Source organism: Curtobacterium sp. NPDC089689 (genome assembly GCF_044749145.1).
In the GTDB taxonomy this organism is placed as follows: Bacteria; Actinomycetota; Actinomycetes; order Actinomycetales; family Microbacteriaceae; genus Curtobacterium.
In genome coordinates this window covers 661,050-683,896 of record NZ_JBIVHJ010000003.1, presented here as the reverse complement: position 1 = coordinate 683,896, position 22,847 = coordinate 661,050, and the positions used below count along the sequence as shown (strand labels likewise).

Genomic DNA, 22,847 nt, shown 5'->3' with positions numbered 1-22,847 from the left:
GGGGATGGAGCCGCCGAAGCGGCGGAAGGGCGGCCTCAACGCCGAGCACGGCCGGTGGGCCGTGTACCTCATCGGCCCGACGATCGTGCTCCTCGCCATCGTCATCGGCTACCCCGTCGTCAGTGCCGTCATCCAGTCGTTCCAGCTCGACGCCGGTCTCGACAAGGCGACCGGGCTCTTCGTGGCCGGCGGCTTCGCCGGGGTCACGAACTACGTGCACTGGCTGGGGCAGCAGTGCGGCAACACCGCCTGCCCGCCCGGCAACCTCGGGTCCCAGTTCTGGACCGCGATGGGCAACACGTTCTTCTTCACGGTCGTGACCGTCGCCCTCGAGACCGTCATCGGCGTGTGGATGGCGATCATCATGAACCGCAACTTCAAGGGCCGTGCCTTCGTCCGCGCCGCGATCCTCGTGCCGTGGGCCATCCCGACCGCCGTCACCGCGAAGCTCTGGTACTTCATCTTCGACGCGAACGGCGTCCTCAACCACGTCATCGGGCACCAGGTCCTCTGGTTCTCGGGGGAGTGGGCGTCCCGGTGGGCGATCATCATCGCCGACACGTGGAAGACGACCCCGTTCATGGCGCTCCTCATCCTCGCCGGGCTCCAGCTGATCCCGGACGAGGTCTACGAGGCCGCGAAGATGGACGGCGCGTCGACGATGCAGCGGTTCTGGAACATCACGCTCCCGCTCGTCAAGCCGGCGCTCATGGTCGCGGTGCTGTTCCGTGTCCTCGACGCCCTCCGCATCTACGACCTCATCGCGATCATGACCGGCGGTGGTGGTGGGTCCGGCAACGCGACCGTCTCGCTGTCGGTGCTCGTCGTCGACCAGATCCGGCAGGGGTTCAACTCCGCGTCGGCCCTCTCCACGATCACGTTCCTCGTGATCTTCCTCGTCGCGTTCATCTTCGTCCGGTTCCTCGGCGCGAACGTCGTCCAGACCCAGGCAGCCCAGCAGAAGGGTGAACTCCGATGAGCATCGCAGCAGACCGGCCCCGTTCCACGACGCGGCCCCGTGAACGCGAGGTCGACCGCACCCAGGTCCGGATCCAGCGCCACACCGGCCAGAAGCTCCGGACCGGCATCCAGGCCGTCGTCATCGCCGTGTGGTGCCTCCTGCCCTTCTACTGGATGGTCGTGACGTCGTTCCGTGACGTCGGGTTCACGTTCGACCCGACACCGTGGTTCACGCACTTCACGTTCGCGAACTACGAGACGGCGTTCTCGACCGCGCTCGGCAACCACCTCGGACGCGCACTGCTCAACAGTGTGTTCATCGGCATCACCGTGACGGTCATCGCGCTGCTCGTCGGCACGAGCGCCGCGTACGCGCTGGCACGGCTCGAGTTCAAGGGGAAGTCGCTCATCGCCGGTGCGATCCTCGCCGCGTCGATGTTCCCGGGCGTCGCGCTCATCTCGCCGCTGTTCCAGCTCTTCACGGACATCGGCTGGATGGGCACGTACCAGGCCCTGATCCTGCCGAGCATCTCGTTCGTGCTGCCCCTGACGGTGTACACGCTCGCGAGCTTCTTCCGGGAGATGCCCTGGGACCTCGAGGAGGCGGCCCGCATCGACGGCTGCACGCGGATCCAGGCGTTCCGACGGATCATCATGCCGCTCGCCGCCCCCGCCGTGTTCACCACCGCGATCCTGGCGTTCATCTCCTCCTGGAACGAGTACCTCATCTCGTCCCAGCTGTCCTCGGACGCCACCCAGCCGGTCACGGTCGCGATCGCGTCCTTCGCCGGGTCGCAGCCGCACCAGGAGCCCTACACGGCGGTGATGGCGGCCGGCACGATCGTGACGATCCCGCTGGTCATCCTCGTGCTCGTGTTCCAGCGGCGCATCGTGGCCGGCCTCACCGCCGGCGGCGTGAAGGGCTGACGACGATGGCACAGCGCGGCCCCACCCGTCCCACCGCCCGGATCGAGGAGGCGATCGGCTTCGTCGGCACCTTCGGCGTCCTGTTCCTCGGGGTGACCGTGTTCTGCGAGGTCACGGGACGGCCGGCGCTCGGTTGGGCCCTCACCCTGCTGGCGGCCGTCGTGGCGATCGTGCTGCTCGACCGCTGGCGGGTGTCCGTGCTCCGGCGGCACCACGAGGCCACCGGCGAGGTCGACGGCGCCGGTGCGGTCCCCGGGCGGGCCGCGCCGGTCCGCCGCGCACCGACCGCACCGGACGGGCACGCGCACGTCGGCTGGGACGAGGTCGCGGCCCGCGGGCGTCGGCTCGGCCGCGACGCGCGCCCGACCGGCGTCGTCCGGTCCGCCTCGGTCGCACCGGTCGCCCCGGCCAGCCGCTCGGGGGCCGCGGGTCGCCCGGCGGACGGGTGACGCGCCTCCAGGCCGGACCCATGGGCATCCAGGAGATCGCCACCGTCACCGGACTGTCGAAGTCCACGGTGTCCCGCGCGCTGCGCGGCCTGCCGTCGGTGGCCGGACCGACGATCGACCAGGTGCGACGGGTCGCCGACGAGCTCGGGTACGTCCCGAGCTCGGCGGCGGCCGGCCTCGCCACCGGCCGGCAGCGCGCCGTCGGTGTCGTCGTCCCGGTGATCGACCGGTGGTTCTACGTCAAGGCGCTCGGCGGGGTCGACGCGGAGCTCCGCCGGGCCGGGCACGACCTGGTGCTGTACAACCTCGGCGGGGCCGGGGGCGACCGCGACCGAGCGTTCCGACGCTCGATGCTCCGGCACCGGGTGGACGCCCTCGTGCTGCTGTCGCTCGTGCTCGACGAGACCGAGCGGACCGAGCTCGAACTCACCCGCCACCCGATGATCGTCATCGGCGGACCGGCTCCGGGGCTGCGGAACGTCGGGGTCGACGACGCGGTGGTGTCGCACCTCGCCGTGCAGCACCTCGCGTCACTGGGGCACCGGTCGATCGCGTACATGGGCGGTCAGGACGAGGACGGGATGAACGTCGCCGTCCCGTACCTGCGGCACGACGGGTTCGTCGACGCCATGACGGCCGCGGGCTGCGACGTCCGGCCCGAGTGGATGGTCGACGGCCGCTTCTCGTTCGCGGGCGGAGCGGACGCCGGCGCCGCGCTGCTCGGCGCCGGCGTCGGCTCCGGGTCCGGCTCCGCGCGACCCACGGCGGTGTTCTGCGCGTCCGACGAGATGGCCCTGGGACTCCTGTTCGCGGCGCAGCGTGCCGGTCTCCGGGTCCCCGAGGACCTCTCCGTGATCGGGGTCGACGGCCACGAGTACGGCGCGACCGTGGGCCTGACCACGATCGCGCAGGACCCGGAGGCGCAGGGACGGACGGCTGCGCGTGCCGTGCTCGCGGAGGTCGAGGGGCACGGGTCGGAGCCGCTCGGGCCGGCGACCGCGGAGCTCGTGGTGCGGGGGACGACGGCACCGCCGCGGTGACGTGCAGCGCCGCCGCGGTGACGTGCAGCGCCGCCGCGGTGACGCGCAGCGCCGCCGCGGTGACGCGCAGCGCCGCCGCGGTGACGAGCCCGCGCGTAGGGTCGCGGGCATGGAGGTCACGAAGCTCGAACACGCGTGCCAGGTGCTCACCCGCGACCGGGCCCGGCTCGTCCTCGACCCGGGGAACCTCACCCGGCCGGTCGACACCACGGGCGTCGTGGGCGTCGTCGTCACGCACGCCCACCCCGACCACGTCACGCCCGAGCAGGTCCAGCGGATCCTCGCCGCGAACCCCGGCGCCGTCGTCATTGGCCCCCCGGGGGTCGCGGATGCGCTCGCGGACGATGGCATCCGGGTCGACGTGGTCACCGACGGGGAGGCCCGCACCGTCGGACCGTTCGACCTCACGTTCCACGGAAGCCGGCACAACGTCATCCACTCGAGCATCCCCGTGATCGACAACACGGGCGTGCTCGTCGACGGACGGCTCTTCCACCCCGGCGACGCCTACACGGTCCCCGCCGTCCCGGTCGAGGTGCTCGCCACCCCGATCGGCGCACCCTGGCTGCAGATCGGCGAGCTCATGGACTGGGTCGCCGCGATCGCGCCGAGCCGGGCGTACCCGATCCACGAGGCGACCCTCTCCGAGGTCGGCCTCGGCATGCACGTCGGCCGTCTCCGCGAGGTCGTCGAGCCCGCCGGTGCCGTGACCGTGCTCGCCCCCGGCGACACGACGACCGTCTGACGGACGGTCGCGGTGAGACGGCCTGGAGGCGCGCCTCCCGTCCGTCACGCACCGCCGCGTCACGTCGTGGCCGGGCCGCGGATCGACGGCACACCCGGGCGACACGCCTCGTTTTGGCGCGGAGCGAGCGCTGTGCCATACTTGTCGAGTTGTCGGAACGGCCCCATCGTACAGCGGCCTAGTACGTCGCCCTCTCACGGCGGTAACGCGGGTTCGAATCCCGCTGGGGTCACCAGCAGTGGGTCACCACAGGTGGCTCATTCCGAGTCCGACAACGAGTGCGTCCCGCTCCCGAGCAGGACCACGGCCCCATCGTACAGCGGCCTAGTACGTCGCCCTCTCACGGCGGTAACGCGGGTTCGAATCCCGCTGGGGTCACCACCGGAACGCCCCGCTCCTGCAGGAGCGGGGCGTTCGTCGTTCCGCGAGCGGTGCAGCCCCGGCGGCGCGTCGTCACCGGTCTCGCGTACGGTGAGCGCGTGGAGTTCCCGGGGGAGGCGGATGACGTACGCGGTGCGTCGTCCTCTCCGGGGTCACCCCGGGGTACGCAGGACCAGCAGGACACCACGCCCCGAGCGGGCGGGCGCGCTCCGCGCGCGCTGCCGCACGGAGGCACCGACGGGTCCCCCGGGAACGCCACGCCCCTCGACGTGATCGCGGTCGCCCTCGCCGACGGGTTCCTCGCGGCCGAGGGCTGGGACCTCGCGATGCTCCGGGCGGCGGGTCACGACGTGGTCGGACCCGAGCGGTCGTTCGTCGGCGCTGCCGTCGTGGCCGCACTCGAGGCGTTCCCCCGACCGCCGACGGACGCGCCCCGAGCCCTCGCCGACGTGCTCGTCACGACGCCCCGGCTCGTCTCCGAGCACGCGCGGCGGATCGGTCGTCGCCCGGTGGCCGTCCTCGCGCGGCGGGTCGCCCCGGTCCGGGCCGGACGGCACGTCGAGGGGCCGCTGGTCGTCGACACACTGCCCGAACTCGCTCACGCGCTCGACCTGACGGTGGGTCGGCTCCTCTGGCTCGCGGACACGAAGGGGTGGAACCGGCGTGCGGACCCCGACGGTCCGCTGCACCACTACCGGCACACGTGGACGGTCCGTCCCGGCCGGACGCCCCGGCTGCTCGAAGCGCCGATGCACCTGCTCCGCCGGGCGCAGCGGACGGTCCTCGACGAGCTGCTCGCGACCCTGCCGGTGCACGAGGCGGCGCACGGCTTCGTCCCCGGGAGGAGCGTCGTGACGAGTGCGGCGCTCCACGTCGGGACCGAGGTCGTCGTGACGATGGACCTCACCGCGTTCTTCGCCACGGTGCGGGCGCCGAGCGTGTACGGCGTGTTCCGGCGCGCCGGGCTCGCGGAGCCGCTGGCGCACGTGCTCACCGGGCTGTGCGTGCACGAGGTCCCGCAGCACGTGTTGCGTGCGATGCCGAGCGGTGGCGCCGGCTCCGTCGACGAACGGTCCGCGCTGCGCCGTGCCCTGGCCGAGGCGCACCTGCCGCAGGGCGCGCCGACCTCGCCGGCGCTCGCGAACCTCGTGCTCCGGCACCTCGACGCCCGCCTCGCCGGGTGGGCCGCTGCTGCCGGAGCGACGTACACGCGGTACGCCGACGACCTGACGTTCAGCGGGGGAGCGGCACTCGCAGCCCGGGTGGGGGCGTTCGTCGCCGGGGTCGAGCGGATCGTGCGGGACCAGGGCCACGCGGTCAACCCGCACAAGACCCGGGTCCGGCGTCGCGGGGTCCGGCAGTCGGTCACCGGCGTGGTCGTCAACGACCGGCTGTCGCCCGGCCGCGCCGAGGTCGACCGACTGCACGCGATCCTGCACAACTGCGTCCGGTCCGGTCCGGACTCACAGAACCGGGACGGCCACCCGGAGTTCCGCGCGCACCTGCTCGGCCGTATCGGATGGATCGGGCAGACGCACCCCGGGCGAGCGGCGCGGCTCCGGGCGGAGTTCGACCGGATCGACTGGGGCTGACGATCCGGGCCCCAGGGTGGAACGACCGTTCTTCCTCCGTTCGAGGTTCTCTTCAACGAGAAGTGAGGTTAGCCTTACCTAACGTGAACAGCGTTACACCTCAGCTCGAAATCCTCGACACCGACCGCGCCGACCGGTACCGCGAGGTCGTGCAGGCCACCGTCGCCCGCACGGCGGACCGGTTCGCCACGGTGTCCTCGCCCACCACCGACACCCCGGCACCGGAGCTCCGCGACCGGATCGCCGCGGTCGACCTCGACACCCCGCTCGGCACCGCCGAGGCCGCTGTGGACGAGGTCGACCGGCTCTTCAGCGCCGAGGCGGTCTGGTTCCACCACCCCGACTCGCTCGCACACCTCAACTGCCCCGTTGCCCTGCCCGCGGTCGCCGCCGAGGCCGTGCTCGCCGCGGTCAACCCCTCCGTCGACACGTGGGACCAGTCGCGCATCGGCACCGAGATCGAACGCCGGGTGGTCCGATGGGCCGCGGAGACGATCGGGTTCGCGGACGGCGACGGGGTCTTCACCTCCGGTGGGTCGCAGTCGAACCTGCACGCCCTGCTGCTCGCCCGCCAGGCCGCGACCAGCGCGCCCGCCGTGACCGGGCGGCGTGGCCGGCCGGTGCTCGAGGACCTCGTCGTGTTCGCCACCGCGTCGAGCCACTTCAGTGTCCGGAAGTCCGCGATGGTCCTCGGGCTGCCGGAGCACGCGGTCGTCGACGTCGCGACGGACCCCTCCGGCAGGATACGCCCGGACGCCCTGGCCCACGCGGTCGCCGACGCCCGCCGCGAGGGTCGTGTGCCGATGGCCGTCGTCGCCACCGCCGGGACCACCGACCGCGGCTGCATCGACCCGCTCGAGCCGATCGCCGACGTGTGCGACCTCGAGGGCGTCTGGCTCCACGTCGACGCCGCGTACGGCTGCGGGCTGCTCGTGTCCCCGACGCGCCGACACCTGCTCGCCGGCATCGAACGAGCTCGGAGCGTCACGGCGGACTTCCACAAGTCGTTCTTCCAGCCGGTGTCCTCGAGCGCACTGCTCGTCCGGGAGCCGGCGGACCTCCGACGCGCCGCGTGGCACGCCGACTACCTCAACCCTGAGGACGCCGTGGAGCCGAACCAGGTCGACAAGTCCCTGCAGACGACCCGCCGGCTCGACGCGCTGAAGCTCTGGGCGACGCTCCGGGCGAGCGGGGCCGCCGCGATCGGGCGGGCGTTCGACACCGTGCTCGACGTCGCCGCCCTGGTGCACGAACACGTCCGACGACACCCCGACCTCGAGCTCGTCGCCCGGACGCAGCTGAGCACCGTGCTGTTCCGCTGGCAGCCGGACGACGTGACCGACGACGAGGCGGACACCCTCGTCGCCCCGCTCCGGGCTGCGCTCCTGGCCGAGGGACGGGTGCTCGTCGCGAAGACCGTGATCGACGGCCGACCGTGCAACAAGCTGACGCTGCTGAACCCCGGGACGAGCGCGGAGCAGGTCGCCGCGGCGCTCGACCACGTGACCGCGACGGCCGGACGGCTGCACGCCGAGATGCGGGCAGCGCAGCACGCCGCCCAGCACGCCGCCCACCATGCCGCCCAGACGACGGGAGCCGCGCGATGACCGCCAGCACCGGCACCAGCACCACGAGCACCGGCACCACGGACGCCGTGTACGACGTCGTCGGCATCGGCATCGGACCGTTCAACCTCGGTCTCGCCTGCCTCACCGACCCGCTCGACGACCTCGACGCCGTGTTCCTCGACCAGGCCGACGGCTTCGCCTGGCACCACGGCATGATGCTCGACGACGCCACGATCCAGGTCCCGTTCCTCGCCGACCTCGTGACGATGGCTGACCCGACGTCGCCGTTCACGTTCCTCGCCTGGCTCAAGGAGACCGGCAGGCTCTACCCCTTCTACATCCGCGAGGACTTCCACCCCCTGCGCATGGAGTACGACGCCTACTGCCGCTGGGCAGCGGACCGACTCGACACCCTGCGATGGGGCCGTCGGGTCGTCGCGGTCGAGCACGACGAGGCCACCGACACCTTCACCGTGCACGCCGAGACGGCCGACGGACCGGAGCGCTACCGGGCCCGCCACGTCGTGCTCGGCGTCGGCACCGAGCCCGCCGTGCCCGAGGCGCTGCAGGGGCTCGGCGGCCCCGTCGTGCACTCCGCGGGGTACCTCCACGCCCGCGACGACCTCCGCCGCGCCGACTCGATCGCGGTCATCGGCAGCGGGCAGTCCGCCGCCGAGGTCTACCGCGACCTCCTCGAGGGCATCCGCGACGGCGGGTACCACCTCGACTGGATCACCCGCTCGCCCCGGTTCTTCCCGATGGAGGACACCAAGCTCACCCTCGAGATGACCAGCCCGGAGTACACCGACCACTTCCACGGCCTGCCACGCGAGGTCCGCGACCGACTCGGGCGCGAACAGCGCGGGCTGTACAAGGGCATCAGCGCCGACCTCGTCGACGAGGTCTACGACACGCTCTACCGCATCAGTGCGCGCGGCCCCGTCCCGACGACCCTCCGGACCGACACGAGCGTCGTCGCCGCCGAGTGGCTCCCCGACCGCGACCGCTACCGCCTGACCCTGCGGCACGGACAGCTCGGCACGGAGGCGACCCACGAGGTCGCCCGGCTCGTCCTCGCCACCGGCTACCGCCCACGCACGCCCGGGTTCCTCGCCCCGGTGGAGCACCTCGTGGCCCGAGACGACCGCGGTCGGTTCGCGGTCGCGCGCGACCTCCACGTCGACACGCTCGGCGGCCGCCTCTGGGTGCAGAACGCCGAGGAGCACACGCACGGCCTCACCGCCCCAGACCTCGGCATGGGCGCGTGGCGGAACGCGTCGATCATCCGGTCCGTCACGGGGCGAACCGTGTACGGCCTGGAGGAACGGATCGCCTTCCAGGAGTTCGGCCTGCCCGGTGGGCGGCCGGCGCCACAGCCGCGGGTCACCACCGACGCGCCGGCGACCGCCCGACCGGTGGACGGCGCGGCCGCGGCCGCTCGCCGCGCGACTGCGGGGGTCTCGGCGTGAGCGCCCCCGCGACGCTCGCCGACACGGCGGACGCCGCCACGGGCCTCCCGTCCGTCCAGCCCGTCGACCCGGACCGCGACGCCGCCGTCGTCCAGACGTGGCTCGCACACCCGGCGTCCGTGTGGTGGGGGATGTCCGACCACGACGTCCCGGCGGTGCGCGCGTCCCTGCGCGCTGTGCAGGACGACCCCGCGCAGCAGGGCTGGCTGCTCCTCCGACACGGTGCGCCGATCGCGTACGCCGAGACGTACGACCCGGCCGTGGTGCTGCTGACCGACGTGTGGGACGCCGTACCCGGCGACGTCGGGATGCACCTGCTCGTCGCGCCGCCGCCCGCCGACACCGCACCGGGCGGCGGCCGGGTGCACGGCCTCACCACCGCCGTGATGCGCGCCGTCGTCGAGCACTGCCGTGACGCGCTCGGCGCTCGCCGGGTCGTGATCGAGCCGGACGTCCGGAACACGGCGGTGCAGCGGAAGAACGCCGAGGTCGGGTTCCGGGCGCTCCGCGTGGTCGACGTCGACGGCAAGCGGGCGATGCTGTCGGTGCTCGACACGGCACGGATCGGGGTGCCCGACGACGACGGTCCGGCGGCGCACCTCCGCCCCGAGCACCTCGAGCCGGCCGAGCGGCACCTCGTCGCGAAGGCGATCGCCGAGTTCACCCACGAGCGACTGGTGAGTCCGCGCCCGGACGGCGGGGAGTGGGTGCTCGACGCCGGCGACTCGACCTACCGCTTCCGCGCCCGCGTGCACGCGCTCGAGCACTGGTCGATCGACGAGACGTCGCTCACCCGCACCCGCGACGGCCGCCCGGCTCCGCTCGACGCACAGGACCTCGTGCTCGCCCTGCACCACGTCCTCGGCATCCCCGACGAGCTCCTCGGCACCTACCTCGAGGAGATCGCGTCGACCCTCGCGAGCGCCGCCGCGAAGCACCGCCGCGGTGGACCGTCCGCCGCACAACTCGCCCGCGGCCGGACGGACGGCGACGTCGTCGCGTCGTTCCAGGACGCCGAGGCCGCGATGACCGAGGGGCACCCCGCGTTCGTCGCCGCCAACGGCCGCATCGGGTTCGGACTCGACGAGTACCGGGCCTACGCGCCGGAGTCCGGCGGCCGCTTCCGCTACCGGTGGCTCGCCGCCCGCCGGAAGCACACGCACCTGGCGCTCGCCGCGGGCCGCACCGAGGAAGCCCACTGGCAGGCCGAACTCGACCCGGCCACCGTCGACCGGTTCCGGGACACGCTCGAACGACGCGGGCTCGACCCGGACGAGTACACGTGGTTCCCGGTGCACCCGTGGCAGTGGCAGCACCGGATCGCCGTCACGTTCGCGCCGGACCTCGGCCGGCAGGACCTCGTCGACCTCGGCGAGGGACCGGACGACCACCAGCCGCAGCAGTCCGTCCGCACGGCGTTCAACCGGTCGCGTCCGGAGCGCTCGTACGTGAAGACGGCGCTCGCCGTGCAGAACATGGGGTTCCTCCGCGGGATGTCACCCGCGTACATGCGGAGCGCGCCGGCCGTGAACGACTGGGTCGCCGAGCTGGTCTCCGGTGACCCGGTGCTCGCCGACGCCGGGTTCTCGGTGCTCCGCGAGCACGCCGCCATCGGCTACACCGGCGACGCCTACCACCGCGTCGACGTGGTCTCGCCGCAGCGCAAGATGCTCGCCGCGCTCTGGCGCGAGAGCCCGGTGCCCCTGCTCCATCCCGGGGAGCGGCCGATCACGATGGCCGCACTGCTGCACCGGGACGCTCGGGGCCGGTCCGTCGCCGCGGCCCTCGTCGAGCAGTCCGGGCTGGACGCGGCCACGTGGGTGCGCCGGTACCTCGACGCCTACCTGCAGCCGGTCGTCCACTGCCTCACCGAGCACCAGCTGCTGTTCATGCCGCACGGCGAGAACCTCGTGCTCGTCCTGCGCGACGGGGCGGTGTCCCGGGTGTTCATGAAGGACATCGGGGAGGAGGTCGTGGTCGTCGGGGACGTCCCGGTGCCGGTGGGGACCGAGCGGATCGTGCAGCCGGTGGACGACGACGAAGCGGCGCTCGGCGTGTTCACCGACGTGTTCGACGGGGTGCTCCGGTACCTCGCAGCGATCCTCGACGAGGACGGGGTGCTGCCGGGTGCGGTGTTCTGGCGGCTCGTCGGGGAGTGCGTGGACGCTGCCGCAGTCGGACGGGCGCGGCCGATCGACCTCCGCGCGCCGGACTTCGAGCACTCGTGCCTGAACCGGTTGCAGCTGAAGAACACCGTGCAGATGGTCGACCTGACCGGGCAGACGGAGTCGCTCATCCGGGCGGGGCGGATGCCGAACCCGATCGGACGTCGCTGACGGCGGGGCGTCGGCCTGGCGCTGCCACCGGGAGCCTGGCAGGGTCGGACCATGCCCTCCGCCGTGCAGCTCATCCGGTCCGCAGCGCTGAGCGACGTCGCGGAGTACGCGTACGCCGCGACGGCACCGGCGGGGGCACGGCTCGTGTTCCTCGCCGGAGCCTGCCCCCTCGACGCCGACGGTCGGACCGTGGCTGTGGGGGACCACGCCGGACAGGCCGGACAGTGCGTCGCGAACCTGCGGACGGCGCTCGCCGCGGCGGGGGCGTCGGTCGAGGACCTCATCAGCACCCGGGTGCTCGTCGCGTCGTCGCGGCAGGCGGACCTCGTCACGGCGTGGGAGGTCGTGCGGCGGGCGATGGGCGACCACGACGTGCCGAGCACGCTGCTCGGCGTCACCGTGCTCGGGTACGACGACCAGCTCGTGGAGATCGAGGCGGTCGCAGCGGTCGTCGACTGAGCGGTGCCCGGCGTCAGCCGGTCAGTGCCGCCGCGAGTCGGTCAGCGGCGCCCGGGTCGGCCTGGGGCAGGAAGAGCGAGGGTTCGACGAGCTCGACCTCCAGCACGAGCGAGGACCCGTCGTCCGCGCGGACGAGGTCGACCCGGGCGTACGGCAGGACGCCGAACCGGGCGGTGACGACGGCCACGGCTGCCCGGGCGACCTCGACCTGCTCGGCCGTCGCCACGTGCGGTGCGTTCACCTCGGCGGCGAACAGGTCCTCGATGAGCGCGGCCTCGGGCAGGGCGACCCGCTTGCTCGCCGCGTGGCTGTACGTGCCGCCGAGGAACACGAGCGGCCACTCGCCCTCGACCGGGACGGAGTGCACGAACGGCTGGACGAGCACGACCTGGCCGGCGTCGTGCAGCGCCCGCACGTGGTCGGCGGCAGCGCCGTGCTGCGTCGGCCCGTACGCCGCCGCCCCGCGACTCCCGGCGCCCACCGCGGGCTTCACGACGAACCGGCCGTCGGGGAACGCCGGGGTCTCGCCGGGTCGGACGAAGGTGGTCGGCGTGATCGGGACCTCGGCGTCGGCGAGCTCGCCGAGGTACTGCTTGTCGGTGCTCCAGAGGACCGCGGGCAGCGGGTTGACGAGCTCGGTCTGCTGCTCCACCCGGTGCAGCCACGCGACGAACTCGTCGAGTCGGTCGTCGTAGTCCCAGGTGGACCGCAGGACGACCCGGTCGTGGGCGGACCAGTCGACGTCGGGATCGTCCCAGTCCACGACGTCGACGGTGACACCCGTCCGTCGGAGTGCCGCGAGCGCGAGGTCCTCGTCCTCGTCGAGTCCGCGAGCGGGGGCGGTGGTGACCCAGGCCAGGGTGGAGATGCGCACTCCGCCAGTGTGGCGGCTCCGAGTACGCGGCGCGCTACAGTGCACCCGCCGCGGTTCCGTGCCCGTGCCCGTGCCCGTGCCCGCGCCGTCGTCCCTCGAAAGGAGACCCGTGCCCCACGACCGACCCGTCCACCTCCGCTGGCGTTCCCTCGGCCTCGTCGCCGTCGGCGGTGCGATCGGCACCGGCCTCCGTGCGCTGCTCGCCGCTGCGTTCCCACCGGGCGACGGCATCAGCTGGACGATCCTCGTGATCAACGTCGTCGGAGCGTTCTGCCTCGGGCTGCTGCTCGAGGCCCTCGCGCACCGCGGTCCCGACGTCGGCCGGCGCCGCGGTCTCCGGTTGTTCGTCGGGACGGGCGTGCTCGGCGGCTTCACGACGTACAGCACCCTCGCGGACGACACCGCGCAGCTGCTCGACGCTGGTCGCTGGGCGGCAGGGAGCGGCTACGCGCTCCTGTCGGTCGTGCTCGGACTCGCGGCGGTCGTCGCCGGGTTGTGGCTCGCCGCGGTGCTGCGGCCGCGTCGTGCGGGGGGTGCCTCGTGAACCCGCTCGAACTCCTGGTCATCGCGGTCGGGGGCGGGGTGGGGGCTGCCCTGCGCTTCGTGCTCGACGGTGCCGTGAAGGCGCGGGTGACCGGGTTCCCGCTCGGCACGCTCGTCATCAACGTCTCCGGATCGCTCGTGCTCGGCGTCCTCACCGGGGCGGGACAGTCCGGAGCGCTGGCCCTCCCGGTGGTCGCCGTGCTCGGGACGGGCATGATGGGTGGGTACACGACGTTCTCGACGGCGAGCGTCGAGACCGTGCAGCTCCTCCGATCCGGCAAGCCCCGGCTCGCCGTCCTGAACGGCCTCGGGATGCTCGTCGTCTCGGTCGGCGCAGCCGCGCTCGGCCTGCTCATCGGAAGGAACACATGACCTCGGAACGCCCCGGCGAACTCGTCCTCGTCCGTCACGGAGAGACGGAGTGGTCGAAGAGCGGGCAGCACACCGGCCGCACCGACATCCCGCTCACCGAGAACGGTGTCGAGCAGGCGGAGCGAGCCGGCCGGTACCTCGCGGACCGCACCTTCGCGCTCGCGCTGTCGAGCCCCCTGCAGCGCGCTCGACGCACCGCGGAGCTGGTCGGGGTGGACCCGGAGCTCGACGAGGACCTCTACGAGTGGGACTACGGCGCCTACGAAGGACTGACGACCCCGCAGATCAAGGTGCTGCGTCACGGCCCGTGGGACCTCTGGACCGACGGGGTCCCCGCCGGCGAGACACCCGGTGAGAACGCCGCCGAGGTCCGGGTCCGCGTCGAGCGCGTCCTGAACCGTGTCCGTCCGGTGCTCGCCGAGGGTGACGACGCGATCGTGGTCGCGCACGGACACGTCCTCCGCGCGCTCGGGGCCGCCTGGATCCGTCTGGCGCCGCAGGACGGGGCGGTGCTCAAGCTCGGCACCGCGACGGTGAGCTCGCTCGGCTACGAGCACGGCCGCCCCGTCATCGACTCCTGGAACGTGGAGCCGCGCGACTGAACTCCCGCCGGAACCAGGGTCCGGACACCACACCGCGGGATGGCGCGGTGCTGTGTCCGGACCCTGGTTCCGCGCGTCCGCCTCAGACGGTCGGGATCGCGCTCGTCGCACCCAGCGGACGGCCCCGGCGACGTTCGATCGCGCGTCCGACGAGGAGCAGCGCCACGCTGACGAGCGCCCCGAGCACGGTCTGCGCGATGCGGTCGAGCGCGAGGAGCTCCGGCGCCTCGGGCAGGCTCAGCCACGACACCGCGAGGGCGAGCGGCGTGAGGAAGAGCAGCGTCACGGCGTACCGCCGCGCGACGAAGATCTCGGCGAAGAACTGCCCCACCACGGCGATCACGACGATCCACCACACGCTCGGCTCGAGCAGCAGGATGCCGACCGCGATGACCGTTCCGCCGACGGTCCCGATCACACGCTGCCACGCACGGCGGAGCGTGTGCCGCTGCCGGAGCGCCGGGAGCGTGGACACGACCGCGATCACCGCCCAGTAGGGGTGCCCGAGCCCGGGGAGCGCCTCGGCGATGCCACCCGCCACGAGCGACCCGACGACGTTGAGGGCGACGGTCTCACGGAGTGCCGGGGTGCGGAGGACGTCGAGGGAGCGGTGCTTCCGCGGCGCGAGCGGCCGGAACCGGTGCGGTGCCCGCGGGTGGAGCACCCGTCGGAGCACGGCGCCCGACATCGCCACCGCCCACGCCCACGCGACCGAGCAGATGATGACCACCAGCACCGTCGGGACGTCGGCCGGCCGGAGCGGCACGAGCGCGGACACCACGAACGCGAACACCGGGAAGATCGGCTGTGCGGGGATCGTCCGGAGCACGGTGAGCGTGCACACGGCGACGACGAGCACGACCACGAGTCCGACCGCCTGCAGCCAGAGCGGGTGCCCGAGGAGCGCGACGCCCACGCCCGCGAGCATGCACACCGTCTGCAGTGCCCCGGCGACACCCGTCGTGACGGCGCGCTGCCGGTAGGGCTCGGTCGCACCGAAGATCGCGGTGAACCCGGCGAACATCGCGAACGCCGCGTAGCCGGGCATCCCGAGGGCGATGAGCACGGCGAGCGGTGCGCCACCGGCGATCGCGGCGCGTGCTGCGCCCTCGAGGTTCACGGTCCGGGTCGAGTGCGCAGGTGTCGTCATGTCGTGACCCATCCTCCCACCGCGACGGGTGTCGCCGACCCGCGCCGTGCCTCCCGGCGGTGGGGGCAACCCGCCCTGAGGCTCGTGGCGGGGCCCGCCACGGGCCTCCAGGCAGTGCGGACGCACGTTGGTATACCAACCTGCTAGACTCGGCGGACCGAGCCGCGACAGCGGCGTACCGACGTCAACGAGGAAGGGCCGGGCCGATGGGAAAGACGCTCGCCGAGAAGGTGTGGGACGACCACGTCGTGGTCAAGGGCGAGGACGGCAAGCCGGACCTCCTCTACATCGACCTCCACCTCGTGCACGAGGTCACGAGCCCGCAGGCGTTCGACGGTCTGCGCCAGGCCGGCCGGCCGGTGCGACGCCTCGACCTGACGATCGCGACCGAGGACCACAACACGCCGACCCTCGCGATCGACCGGCCCATCGCCGACCCGACGAGCCGCACCCAGATCGAGACGCTCCGGCGCAACTGCGCGGAGTTCGGCGTTCGCCTGCACTCGCTCGGTGACGAGGAGCAGGGGATCGTCCACGTGGTCGGTCCGCAGCTCGGCCTGACGATGCCCGGCATCACCGTCGTGTGCGGCGACTCCCACACGTCGACCCACGGCGCGTTCGGCGCGATGGCGTTCGGCATCGGGACGTCCGAGGTCGAGCACGTCCTCGCGACGCAGACCCTGCCGCTCAAGCCCTTCAAGACGATGGCGATCACGGTCGAGGGCACCCTGCGCCCCGGCGTGACGGCGAAGGACATCATCCTGGCGGTCATCGCGAAGATCGGCACCGGCGGCGGGCAGGGCTACGTGCTCGAGTACCGCGGCTCCGCGATCCGCGCGCTCTCGATGGAGGGCCGCATGACGATCTGCAACATGTCGATCGAGGCCGGCGCCCGCGCGGGCATGGTCGCTCCCGACCAGACCACCTACGACTACGTGCAGGGCCGCGACCACGCGCCGACCGGGCAGGACTGGGACGACGCCGTCGCGTACTGGGAGACCCTGCGCACCGACGACGACGCGGTGTTCGATGCCGAGGTGTTCATCGACGCGGACGAGCTCGAGCCCTTCGTCACCTGGGGTACCAACCCCGGTCAGGGCGTCTCCCTGTCCGAGAACGTGCCGGACCCGTCCGACTACAGCGACCCCAACGACCAGGCCGCCGCGTCCCGCGCGCTGGAGTACATGGACCTGCAGGCCGGCACGCCGATGAAGGACATCGCCGTCGACGCGGTGTTCATGGGCTCGTGCACGAACTCCCGCATCGAGGACCTCCGGGCCTTCGCGTCGATCATCCAGGGCCGCACGAAGGCACCCGGTGTCCGCGTGATGGTGGTGCCGGGCTCCGCGCGCGTCCGGCTCGAGGCCGAGGCCGAGGGGCTGGACAAGGTGTTCACGGACTTCGGTGCCGAGTGGCGGTTCGCCGGCTGCTCGATGTGTCTCGGCATGAACCCCGACCAGCTCGCGCCGGGGGAGCGCTGCGCCTCCACCTCGAACCGCAACTTCGAGGGCCGGCAGGGCAAGGGCGGGCGGACCCACCTCGTGTCGCCGCTCGTCGCCGCCGCCACGGCCGTGCGCGGGACGCTGTCGAGCCCGTGGGACCTGGAGACCGACGATGCGATCGCGGCGGCGACGGCCGCCACCGCCACCGCCACCGCCACCGAGGGGAAGTTCTGATGGAGAAGATCACCACCGTCACCGGGATCGCCGCGCCGCTCAAGCGCTCGAACGTCGACACCGACCAGATCATCCCCGCGGTCTACCTCAAGCGCGTCACGAAGACCGGCTTCGAGGACGCCCTGTTCGCCGGATGGCGCCAGGACCCCGACTTCGTCCTGAACCAGCCCGAGTACCAGGGCGCGAAGGTCCTGGTCGCCGGGCCCGACTTCGGCACCGGATCGTCCCGCGAGCACGCCGTCTGGGCGCTCCGCGACTTCGGGTTCCAGGTCGTCGTGTCGTCCCGGTTCGCGGACATCTTCAAGGGCAACGCCGGCAAGCAGGGGCTCGTCACGGCGATCGTGACCGAATCGGAAGTCGAGGCGCTCTGGGCCGAGATCGAGCGGAACCCCGGGGTCTCCGCGACGGTCGACCTCGAGGCGCAGCGCGTGTCGCTGGGCGATGTGAACGTGCCCTTCGAGATCGACGCTTACACTCGTTGGCGGTTGATGGAAGGGCTCGACGACATCGGGCTCACCCTCCGTGACGAGACCGCGATCACGGAGTTCGAATCCCGCCGCTCCCGTTGGCGGCCGAAGACATTGCCGGTGAAGTAGTGAACTCTCTCGTACAGGACGCCGCAGCCGCTGGGGCTCGCGTGGGGCTCAAGTCGGACGAGATCGTCATCCGTGGCGGCAAGCCGCTCGTGGGACGCATCGAGGTCCGCGGGGCCAAGAACCTCGCGACGAAGGCCATGGTGGCGGCACTCCTGGGCGACACCCCGTCGATCCTCAAGGACGTCCCGGACATCTCGGACGTCAAGGTCGTCCGCGGCCTGCTCGAGGTCCACGGCGTGCGCATCACGGATCCTGCACGAGGCGAGCTCATCCTCGACCCGTCGAACGTCGAGTCGGCGCACTTCGCCGAGATCGACGCGCACGCCGGGTCGAGCCGCATCCCGATCCTGTTCTGCGGCCCGCTGCTGCACAAGCTCGGCGAGGCGTTCATCCCCGACCTCGGCGGCTGCCGCATCGGCGACCGCCCGATCGACTTCCACCTCGACGCCCTCCGGGCGATGGGTGCCGTGGTCGACAAGCAGGTCAACGGCATCCACCTCACGGCACCGGACGGTCTGCGCGGCGCGAAGATCGAGCTGCCCTACCCGAGCGTCGGCGCGACCGAGCAGGTGCTGCTCTCGTCCGTCCTCGCCACGGGCGTCACCGAGCTCCGCAACGCCGCGATCGAGCCCGAGATCATGGACCTCATCGCGATCCTGCAGAAGATGGGCGCGATCGTCACGGTCGAGCCGAACCGCACGATCTTCATCGAGGGCGTCGAGTCGCTCCGCGGCTACACGCACCGCGCGATCAACGACCGCAACGAGGCCGCGAGCTGGGCCTCGGCCGCGCTCGCGACCAACGGCGACATCTTCGTCGAGGGCGCGAAGCAGCAGGAGCTCATGACGTTCCTCAACGTCTTCCGCAAGGTCGGCGGCGGGTTCGACATCCAGGAGGACGGCATCCGCTTCTACCGCGAGCGCGAGGTCCTCCGCCCCGTGGTCGTCGAGACGGACGTGCACCCCGGGTTCATGACGGACTGGCAGCAGCCGCTCATCGTGGCACTCACGCAGGCGGACGGCCAGAGCATCGTGCACGAGACCGTCTACGAGAACCGCTTCGGCTTCACCGACGCGCTGAACGAGATGGGCGCCGACATCGTCGTCCACAAGGAGGGGCTGCCCGGACACGACCGTCGCGTCGCCCGCCGCCCGTTCGAGCAGGCCGCGGTCATCACCGGTCCGACCACGCTCCACGCCGCGGACGTCCGCGTGCCGGACCTCCGCGGTGGCTTCAGCCACCTCATCGCGGCGCTGACCGCCGAGGGCGAGTCGCGCATCTCCAACGTCGGCATCATCAGCCGGGGCTACGAGCACTTCATCCCGAAGCTCCGCAAGCTCGGCGCCGACTTCGACTTCGCCGGCTGAGCGTCGTGGCTGCTTCGGGTGACGGCCTGGAGGCGCGGCGCGGCTCCGCCTCGCAGGTCTCGACCGGTCTGCCCAACCCTGGGCGCCGGTGGCGCCGCGGTGAGCTGAACACCGCGTTCCGCATCACCGCGTCGGTGGTGATCCCGGTCTTCCGGTTCTCCGCGCGCTACCACTGGCACGGGCCGAAGCGCCTGCCCGAGGGCGGCGCCTTCGTGCTCGCACCGAACCACTTCACGAACATCGACCCGCTCGTGGTGGGCACGGCCGTCTGGCTGTCCCGCCGCGCGCCGCGGTTCCTCGCGAAGGCGTCACTGTTCAAGGTCCCGGTGTTCGGCAAGCTCATGTCCGGCATGGGGCAGATCCCGGTCGAACGCTCCGGCCGGACCCGGCTCAGCGACCCGCTCGGCGGCGGCAAGTCCGTCATCGAGCAGGGCGGTGCGATCATCGTCTACCCCGAGGGCACGCTGACCCGTGACCCCGACCTCTGGCCGATGCGCGGGAAGACCGGCGCGGTCCGGATCGCCCTCGAGAACGACGTGCCGCTCATCCCCATGGCCCACTGGGGCACGCAGGGGATCATGGCGCGCTACGGGAAGAAGCTGAAGCTGTTCCCGCCGACCCGTGTCGACGTCATCGTCGGCGACGAGGTCGACCTCTCGGCCTACCGCGGCCGTCCGATCGACCAGCAGATGCTCGTCGAGGCGACCGGGATCGTCATGCAGCGCATCACCGAGCTGCTCGAGGAGCTCCGCGGCGAGCAGGCGCCGGCGACCCGCTGGGACCCGGCCGCGAACAACCAGAAGGAGACCGGCAAGTTTGAGTGACCAGGGACCGGGCCTCCGCCCGCACGAGGACCACCCGGACCCCGCGGTCGCCGCGCCCGGAGCCGTCGACACCGCAGCGATCCGCGTGGTCATGCAGACGACCGACAAGCCGCGGGTCGCCGTGATCGGCGCCGGCAGCTGGGGGACCACCTTCGCGAAGGTGCTCGCCGAGGGCGGGGCCGACACCATCGTGTGGGCGCGTCGCCCCGAGGTGGCGCGCGAGATCACCGAGACGAAGCGGAACTCGGAGTACCTGCCGGGCATCAACCTGCCACGGACGCTCACCGCCTCGACGTCGCTGTCCGCCGTGCTCGACGGTGCACAGCAGGTCTACGTGTCGGTGCCGTCGCAGTCGCTGCGGTCGAACCTCGCCGCGATCGCGCCGCTCCTGCCCGAGGGGGTCCCCGTCGTCAGCCTCATGAAGGGCGTCGAGAAGGCCACCGGGCTGCGGATGAGCGAGGTCCTGCACGAGGGGCTCGGCATCGACCGTGACCGCATCGCCGTCGCGAGCGGTCCGAACCTCGCCCTCGAGATCGCCCGCCGGCAGCCCACCGCGGCCGTCGTGTCCTCGTCGTCGCTCGACACCGCCACCGCGGTCGCCGCGGTCGCCACGAACCCGTACTTCCGGTCGTTCATCAACACCGACGTGATCGGCACCGAGTTCGGCGGTGTGCTGAAGAACCTCATCGCGGTCGCCATCGGCATCGTGGACGGCGTCGGCTACGGCGAGAACACGAAGGCTTCGATCATCACGCGCGGCCTCGCCGAGATGACCGAGTTCGCGGTGTCGCTCGGCGCGCAGCCCTCGACGCTGTCCGGTCTGGCCGGCCTCGGAGACCTCATCGCCACCTGCCAGTCGCCGCTGTCCCGCAACAACACCGCGGGCCGTCTGCTCGGCCAGGGCTACCGCTTCGACGAGGTCGTCCGGCAGATGAACCAGACCGCCGAGGGGCTCGCGTCCGTCGCGCCGATCCTCGAGCTCGCGGCCGCGAACGGCGTCGACATGCCCATCGTCAGCCAGGTGGGCGAGGTCCTCGCCGGTAGGCTCGACCCGCGCAACATCGCGCCGCACCTCACCGAGACCGACGAGCCCCAGGGCGAGTGACGGGTCCGCGACCACCCAGGGGGTCCTCCATGGCCAAGACCACCGTCGCCGTCCTCTTCGGCGGCCGTTCCAGCGAGCACGCGATCAGTTGCGTGACCGCCGGCGGGATCATGGACGTCGTCGACCGGGACGCCTACGACATCGTGCCGATCGGGATCACGAAGGACGGCGCGTTCACCCTGCAGGTCGACGACCCGGCGCGCTGGGCGATCCACGACCGCCACCTGCCCGAGGTCCTCGACAACGGCACCCGGGTGGCGTTCCCGACCTCCCCGGCGTCGCGGGACCTCGTCGTGTCGCACGCCGACGGCACCGTCACGACGGTGCCCGACGTCGACGTGGTGTTCCCGATCCTGCACGGTCCGTTCGGCGAGGACGGCACGATCCAGGGTCTGCTCGAGATCGCCGGCCTGCCGTACGTCGGCGACGGGGTGCTCGCGAGCGCCCTGGCGATGGACAAGCACGTGGCGAAGGCCGTCCTCGAACACGCCGGCCTGCGGGTCGCTCCGTGGACGACCGTGCTCCGTCGGCAGTGGGCGTCCGACCCGGTGGACGTCGCCGAGTCGGTGGCCGCGCACGGGTTCCCGGTGTTCGTGAAGCCCGCCCGGGCCGGTTCGAGCATGGGCGTCTCGCGGGTGGACGAGCCGTCGCAGCTCGGTGCCGCGATGGACCTGGCGTTCGAGCACGACTCGAAGGTGATCGTCGAACCACGGGTGGTCGGCCGCGAGGTCGAGGTCGCCGTGCTCGAGGGCCGCGACGGGGTACCGCGCACGAGCCTCCCCGGCGAGATCGTCGTGCCGGAGGACGGCTTCTACGACTTCGAGTCGAAGTACCTCGGCGGCGACGAGTCGCTGCTCTGCCCGGCGCCCCTGACCGAACCGCAGACCGACGAGATCCGCTCCATCGGTGCCCGAGCGTTCGAGGCCGTCGGCGGGGCCGGGCTCGCCCGGGTCGACTGCTTCCTGACCGACGACGGCTTCGTGGTCAACGAGGTGAACACGATGCCGGGGTTCACGCCGCTGTCGATGTACCCGCGCTGCTGGGCGGCCACGGGTGTCTCGTACGGCGAGCTCGTCACCGAGCTCATCGAGCTGGGCCGCGCGGCCGTTCGCTGAGTCGTCGCCGGCCGGGGTGGCGCGGGCGGGCCGGACGCCGCGAGCCGAGTCTCGTGCTGGGCGACAGGTCTCGCGCGCATCGGCACGAGATCGGTCGCTGGCCACGAGACTCGTGCCCATGGCCACGAGACTCGTGCCCATGACGACGAGACTCGTGCAGGCGCGGCCGAGTCTCGTACCCGCGAGTGCGTCAGCCGTTGACCTCGGACGGGTCGAGGCATCGGTGCCCGTCCTTCGGCAGCGTCGACACCGCGGTCCCGATGTCCTGCAGGACCTGGTCGGTCGCCTTCGAGGACTCGATGACGACCTGCACCGCAGGAGACCGGCCGAAGGTCGTGTACACGATCTGCGCGCCACGGTCGTCCCGGATCCAGTCGACCGACCCCTTCGAGAAGCACGGCAGGTCGGACACGGTCGGCACCGCGACGCCGCAGTGGTAGATCGCCACAGCCGGGTCGCCCCACGCGGCGGTCGACTGGGCGTCGGTGTTCCGCAGCGCGGCGTCCTGGCCGACGACGCTCGGCAGCCGCACCTGGGCGTCGGCGCACGCAGCGGCGTTCGCGGACGGTGCCGCGGTCATCGAGACGGCGTTCGTGCACCCGGTGAGCCCGGCGGCGAGGGCGATCGCCACACCGACGATCGCGGTGGTGCGGGTGGTGCGGCGAGCGGTGTCCATCGACGTCCAGGCTACCGTTCT

General features: G+C 72.3%; 22 protein-coding genes and 2 tRNA genes. 21 read left to right on the top strand and 3 right to left on the bottom strand.

Translation table 11 applies throughout. From position 1 onward, the window contains the following. Window positions 1-4 precede the first annotated feature (4 nt). The 12 genes from ACIPYW_RS14745 to ACIPYW_RS14690 all read left to right on the top strand — a co-directional run bounded on the left by ACIPYW_RS14745 (window position 5) and on the right by ACIPYW_RS14690 (window position 11,926). Window positions 5-979, top strand: a complete 975-nt coding sequence (locus ACIPYW_RS14745) for a carbohydrate ABC transporter permease (RefSeq protein ID WP_290134219.1) — start codon at window positions 5-7, stop codon at window positions 977-979. Then, a complete protein-coding gene (locus ACIPYW_RS14740) occupies window positions 976-1,887 on the top strand; it encodes a carbohydrate ABC transporter permease (protein ID WP_290131421.1) in 912 nt (303 codons plus the stop codon). Before ACIPYW_RS14745 ends, ACIPYW_RS14740 begins: the two co-directional genes overlap by 4 nt. A gap of 5 nt (window positions 1,888-1,892) precedes the next feature. Continuing rightward, complete coding sequence (locus ACIPYW_RS14735) at window positions 1,893-2,336, top strand: hypothetical protein (RefSeq protein WP_400414760.1); 444 nt, start codon at window positions 1,893-1,895, stop codon at window positions 2,334-2,336. A 20-nt stretch (window positions 2,337-2,356) separates the two neighbouring features. Beyond that, window positions 2,357-3,376: a LacI family DNA-binding transcriptional regulator gene (locus tag ACIPYW_RS14730; protein WP_400414758.1), complete on the top strand. Its 1,020-nt coding sequence runs from the start codon at window positions 2,357-2,359 to the stop codon at window positions 3,374-3,376. Window positions 3,377-3,485: 109 nt separating this feature from the next. After that, the gene (locus ACIPYW_RS14725; protein ID WP_400414756.1) at window positions 3,486-4,121 is read left to right on the top strand and encodes an MBL fold metallo-hydrolase; all 636 of its coding nucleotides are present in this window, start codon (window positions 3,486-3,488) and stop codon (window positions 4,119-4,121) included. A 159-nt stretch (window positions 4,122-4,280) separates the two neighbouring features. Continuing rightward, window positions 4,281-4,356, top strand: a tRNA-Glu gene (locus tag ACIPYW_RS14720). A gap of 70 nt (window positions 4,357-4,426) precedes the next feature. After that, a tRNA-Glu gene (locus ACIPYW_RS14715) sits at window positions 4,427-4,502 on the top strand. 269 nt (window positions 4,503-4,771) lie between these two features. Beyond that, entirely contained in the window at window positions 4,772-6,094 is a 1,323-nt protein-coding gene (locus tag ACIPYW_RS14710) for a reverse transcriptase family protein (protein ID WP_400414754.1), read from the top strand. A gap of 83 nt (window positions 6,095-6,177) precedes the next feature. Next, window positions 6,178-7,701 (top strand): pyridoxal phosphate-dependent decarboxylase family protein, encoded by a 1,524-nt coding sequence (locus ACIPYW_RS14705; protein ID WP_400414751.1) that lies wholly within the window; start codon window positions 6,178-6,180, stop codon window positions 7,699-7,701. Continuing rightward, window positions 7,698-9,131 carry a lysine N(6)-hydroxylase/L-ornithine N(5)-oxygenase family protein gene (locus tag ACIPYW_RS14700; RefSeq protein ID WP_400414750.1) on the top strand — a complete coding sequence of 478 codons (1,434 nt, stop codon included), beginning with the start codon at window positions 7,698-7,700 and terminating at the stop codon, window positions 9,129-9,131. The genes ACIPYW_RS14705 and ACIPYW_RS14700 overlap by 4 nt, the downstream gene beginning before the upstream one ends. Further along, the gene (locus ACIPYW_RS14695; RefSeq protein ID WP_400414748.1) at window positions 9,128-11,467 is read left to right on the top strand and encodes a GNAT family N-acetyltransferase; all 2,340 of its coding nucleotides are present in this window, start codon (window positions 9,128-9,130) and stop codon (window positions 11,465-11,467) included. The genes ACIPYW_RS14700 and ACIPYW_RS14695 overlap by 4 nt, the downstream gene beginning before the upstream one ends. Window positions 11,468-11,518: 51 nt before the next feature. Further along, window positions 11,519-11,926 carry a RidA family protein gene (locus tag ACIPYW_RS14690; RefSeq protein ID WP_400414746.1) on the top strand — a complete coding sequence of 136 codons (408 nt, stop codon included), beginning with the start codon at window positions 11,519-11,521 and terminating at the stop codon, window positions 11,924-11,926. Between the two features lie 13 nt (window positions 11,927-11,939). Here ACIPYW_RS14690 and ACIPYW_RS14685 read toward each other — a convergent pair whose 3' ends face one another. Continuing rightward, window positions 11,940-12,800: a RimK family alpha-L-glutamate ligase gene (locus ACIPYW_RS14685; protein WP_400414745.1), complete on the bottom strand. Its 861-nt coding sequence runs from the start codon at window positions 12,798-12,800 to the stop codon at window positions 11,940-11,942. Window positions 12,801-12,909: 109 nt separating this feature from the next. On the opposite strand from ACIPYW_RS14685, the gene ACIPYW_RS14680 reads away from it, so the two are divergent. The 3 genes from ACIPYW_RS14680 to ACIPYW_RS14670 are packed head-to-tail and all read left to right on the top strand — an operon-like array spanning window position 12,910 to window position 14,317. Continuing rightward, complete coding sequence (locus ACIPYW_RS14680; protein WP_400414743.1) at window positions 12,910-13,344, top strand: fluoride efflux transporter FluC; 435 nt, start codon at window positions 12,910-12,912, stop codon at window positions 13,342-13,344. Then, on the top strand, window positions 13,341-13,715 hold the full coding sequence (gene crcB / locus ACIPYW_RS14675; protein WP_400414741.1) for a fluoride efflux transporter CrcB: 375 nt from the start codon (window positions 13,341-13,343) through the stop codon (window positions 13,713-13,715). The genes ACIPYW_RS14680 and crcB overlap by 4 nt, the downstream gene beginning before the upstream one ends. Further along, a complete protein-coding gene (locus ACIPYW_RS14670) occupies window positions 13,712-14,317 on the top strand; it encodes a histidine phosphatase family protein (protein WP_400414739.1) in 606 nt (201 codons plus the stop codon). Before crcB ends, ACIPYW_RS14670 begins: the two co-directional genes overlap by 4 nt. A gap of 82 nt (window positions 14,318-14,399) precedes the next feature. Here ACIPYW_RS14670 and ACIPYW_RS14665 read toward each other — a convergent pair whose 3' ends face one another. Further along, window positions 14,400-15,467, bottom strand: a complete 1,068-nt coding sequence (locus tag ACIPYW_RS14665) for an FUSC family protein (protein ID WP_400414737.1) — start codon at window positions 15,465-15,467, stop codon at window positions 14,400-14,402. Window positions 15,468-15,673: 206 nt separating this feature from the next. Here ACIPYW_RS14665 and leuC point away from each other — a divergent pair, with 206 nt between their 5' ends. From leuC to ACIPYW_RS14635, 6 genes are all read left to right on the top strand, one after another. Next, a complete protein-coding gene (gene leuC / locus ACIPYW_RS14660) occupies window positions 15,674-17,143 on the top strand; it encodes a 3-isopropylmalate dehydratase large subunit (RefSeq protein ID WP_400414735.1) in 1,470 nt (489 codons plus the stop codon). After that, window positions 17,143-17,739 (top strand): 3-isopropylmalate dehydratase small subunit, encoded by a 597-nt coding sequence (leuD, locus tag ACIPYW_RS14655; RefSeq protein WP_400414734.1) that lies wholly within the window; start codon window positions 17,143-17,145, stop codon window positions 17,737-17,739. Before leuC ends, leuD begins: the two co-directional genes overlap by 1 nt. Beyond that, window positions 17,739-19,106, top strand: coding sequence for a UDP-N-acetylglucosamine 1-carboxyvinyltransferase (murA, locus tag ACIPYW_RS14650; protein WP_290131437.1), 1,368 nt, complete (start codon window positions 17,739-17,741; stop codon window positions 19,104-19,106). The genes leuD and murA overlap by 1 nt, the downstream gene beginning before the upstream one ends. Before the next feature lie 5 nt (window positions 19,107-19,111). Then, window positions 19,112-19,930 carry a 1-acyl-sn-glycerol-3-phosphate acyltransferase gene (locus ACIPYW_RS14645; protein ID WP_290131438.1) on the top strand — a complete coding sequence of 273 codons (819 nt, stop codon included), beginning with the start codon at window positions 19,112-19,114 and terminating at the stop codon, window positions 19,928-19,930. A gap of 91 nt (window positions 19,931-20,021) precedes the next feature. Beyond that, window positions 20,022-21,035, top strand: coding sequence for an NAD(P)H-dependent glycerol-3-phosphate dehydrogenase (locus ACIPYW_RS14640; protein ID WP_400414841.1), 1,014 nt, complete (start codon window positions 20,022-20,024; stop codon window positions 21,033-21,035). Between the two features lie 29 nt (window positions 21,036-21,064). Further along, on the top strand, window positions 21,065-22,150 hold the full coding sequence (locus tag ACIPYW_RS14635) for a D-alanine--D-alanine ligase family protein (RefSeq protein ID WP_400414731.1): 1,086 nt from the start codon (window positions 21,065-21,067) through the stop codon (window positions 22,148-22,150). 190 nt (window positions 22,151-22,340) lie between these two features. On the opposite strand, the gene ACIPYW_RS14630 is transcribed toward ACIPYW_RS14635, so the two are convergent. Then, window positions 22,341-22,826 carry a DUF3515 family protein gene (locus ACIPYW_RS14630; protein ID WP_400414729.1) on the bottom strand — a complete coding sequence of 162 codons (486 nt, stop codon included), beginning with the start codon at window positions 22,824-22,826 and terminating at the stop codon, window positions 22,341-22,343. Between the last annotated feature and the right edge of the window lie 21 nt (window positions 22,827-22,847).

Bases quoted from the DNA above. Each gene is read 5' to 3' on its own strand.
- ACIPYW_RS14745 (WP_290134219.1), top strand. From the start codon at position 5: ATGGAGCCGCCGAAGCGGCGGAAGGGCGGCCTCAACGCCGAGCACGGC.
- ACIPYW_RS14740 (WP_290131421.1), top strand. From the start codon at position 976: ATGAGCATCGCAGCAGACCGGCCCCGTTCCACGACGCGGCCCCGTGAA.
- ACIPYW_RS14735 (WP_400414760.1), top strand. From the start codon at position 1,893: ATGGCACAGCGCGGCCCCACCCGTCCCACCGCCCGGATCGAGGAGGCG.
- ACIPYW_RS14730 (WP_400414758.1), top strand. From the start codon at position 2,357: ATGGGCATCCAGGAGATCGCCACCGTCACCGGACTGTCGAAGTCCACG.
- ACIPYW_RS14725 (WP_400414756.1), top strand. From the start codon at position 3,486: ATGGAGGTCACGAAGCTCGAACACGCGTGCCAGGTGCTCACCCGCGAC.
- ACIPYW_RS14700 (WP_400414750.1), top strand. From the start codon at position 7,698: ATGACCGCCAGCACCGGCACCAGCACCACGAGCACCGGCACCACGGAC.
- ACIPYW_RS14690 (WP_400414746.1), top strand. From the start codon at position 11,519: ATGCCCTCCGCCGTGCAGCTCATCCGGTCCGCAGCGCTGAGCGACGTC.
- ACIPYW_RS14670 (WP_400414739.1), top strand. From the start codon at position 13,712: ATGACCTCGGAACGCCCCGGCGAACTCGTCCTCGTCCGTCACGGAGAG.
- ACIPYW_RS14665 (WP_400414737.1), bottom strand. From the start codon at position 15,467: ATGACGACACCTGCGCACTCGACCCGGACCGTGAACCTCGAGGGCGCA.
- leuC (WP_400414735.1), top strand. From the start codon at position 15,674: ATGGGAAAGACGCTCGCCGAGAAGGTGTGGGACGACCACGTCGTGGTC.
- leuD (WP_400414734.1), top strand. From the start codon at position 17,143: ATGGAGAAGATCACCACCGTCACCGGGATCGCCGCGCCGCTCAAGCGC.
- ACIPYW_RS14640 (WP_400414841.1), top strand. From the start codon at position 20,022: ATGCAGACGACCGACAAGCCGCGGGTCGCCGTGATCGGCGCCGGCAGC.
- ACIPYW_RS14635 (WP_400414731.1), top strand. From the start codon at position 21,065: ATGGCCAAGACCACCGTCGCCGTCCTCTTCGGCGGCCGTTCCAGCGAG.
- ACIPYW_RS14630 (WP_400414729.1), bottom strand. From the start codon at position 22,826: ATGGACACCGCTCGCCGCACCACCCGCACCACCGCGATCGTCGGTGTG.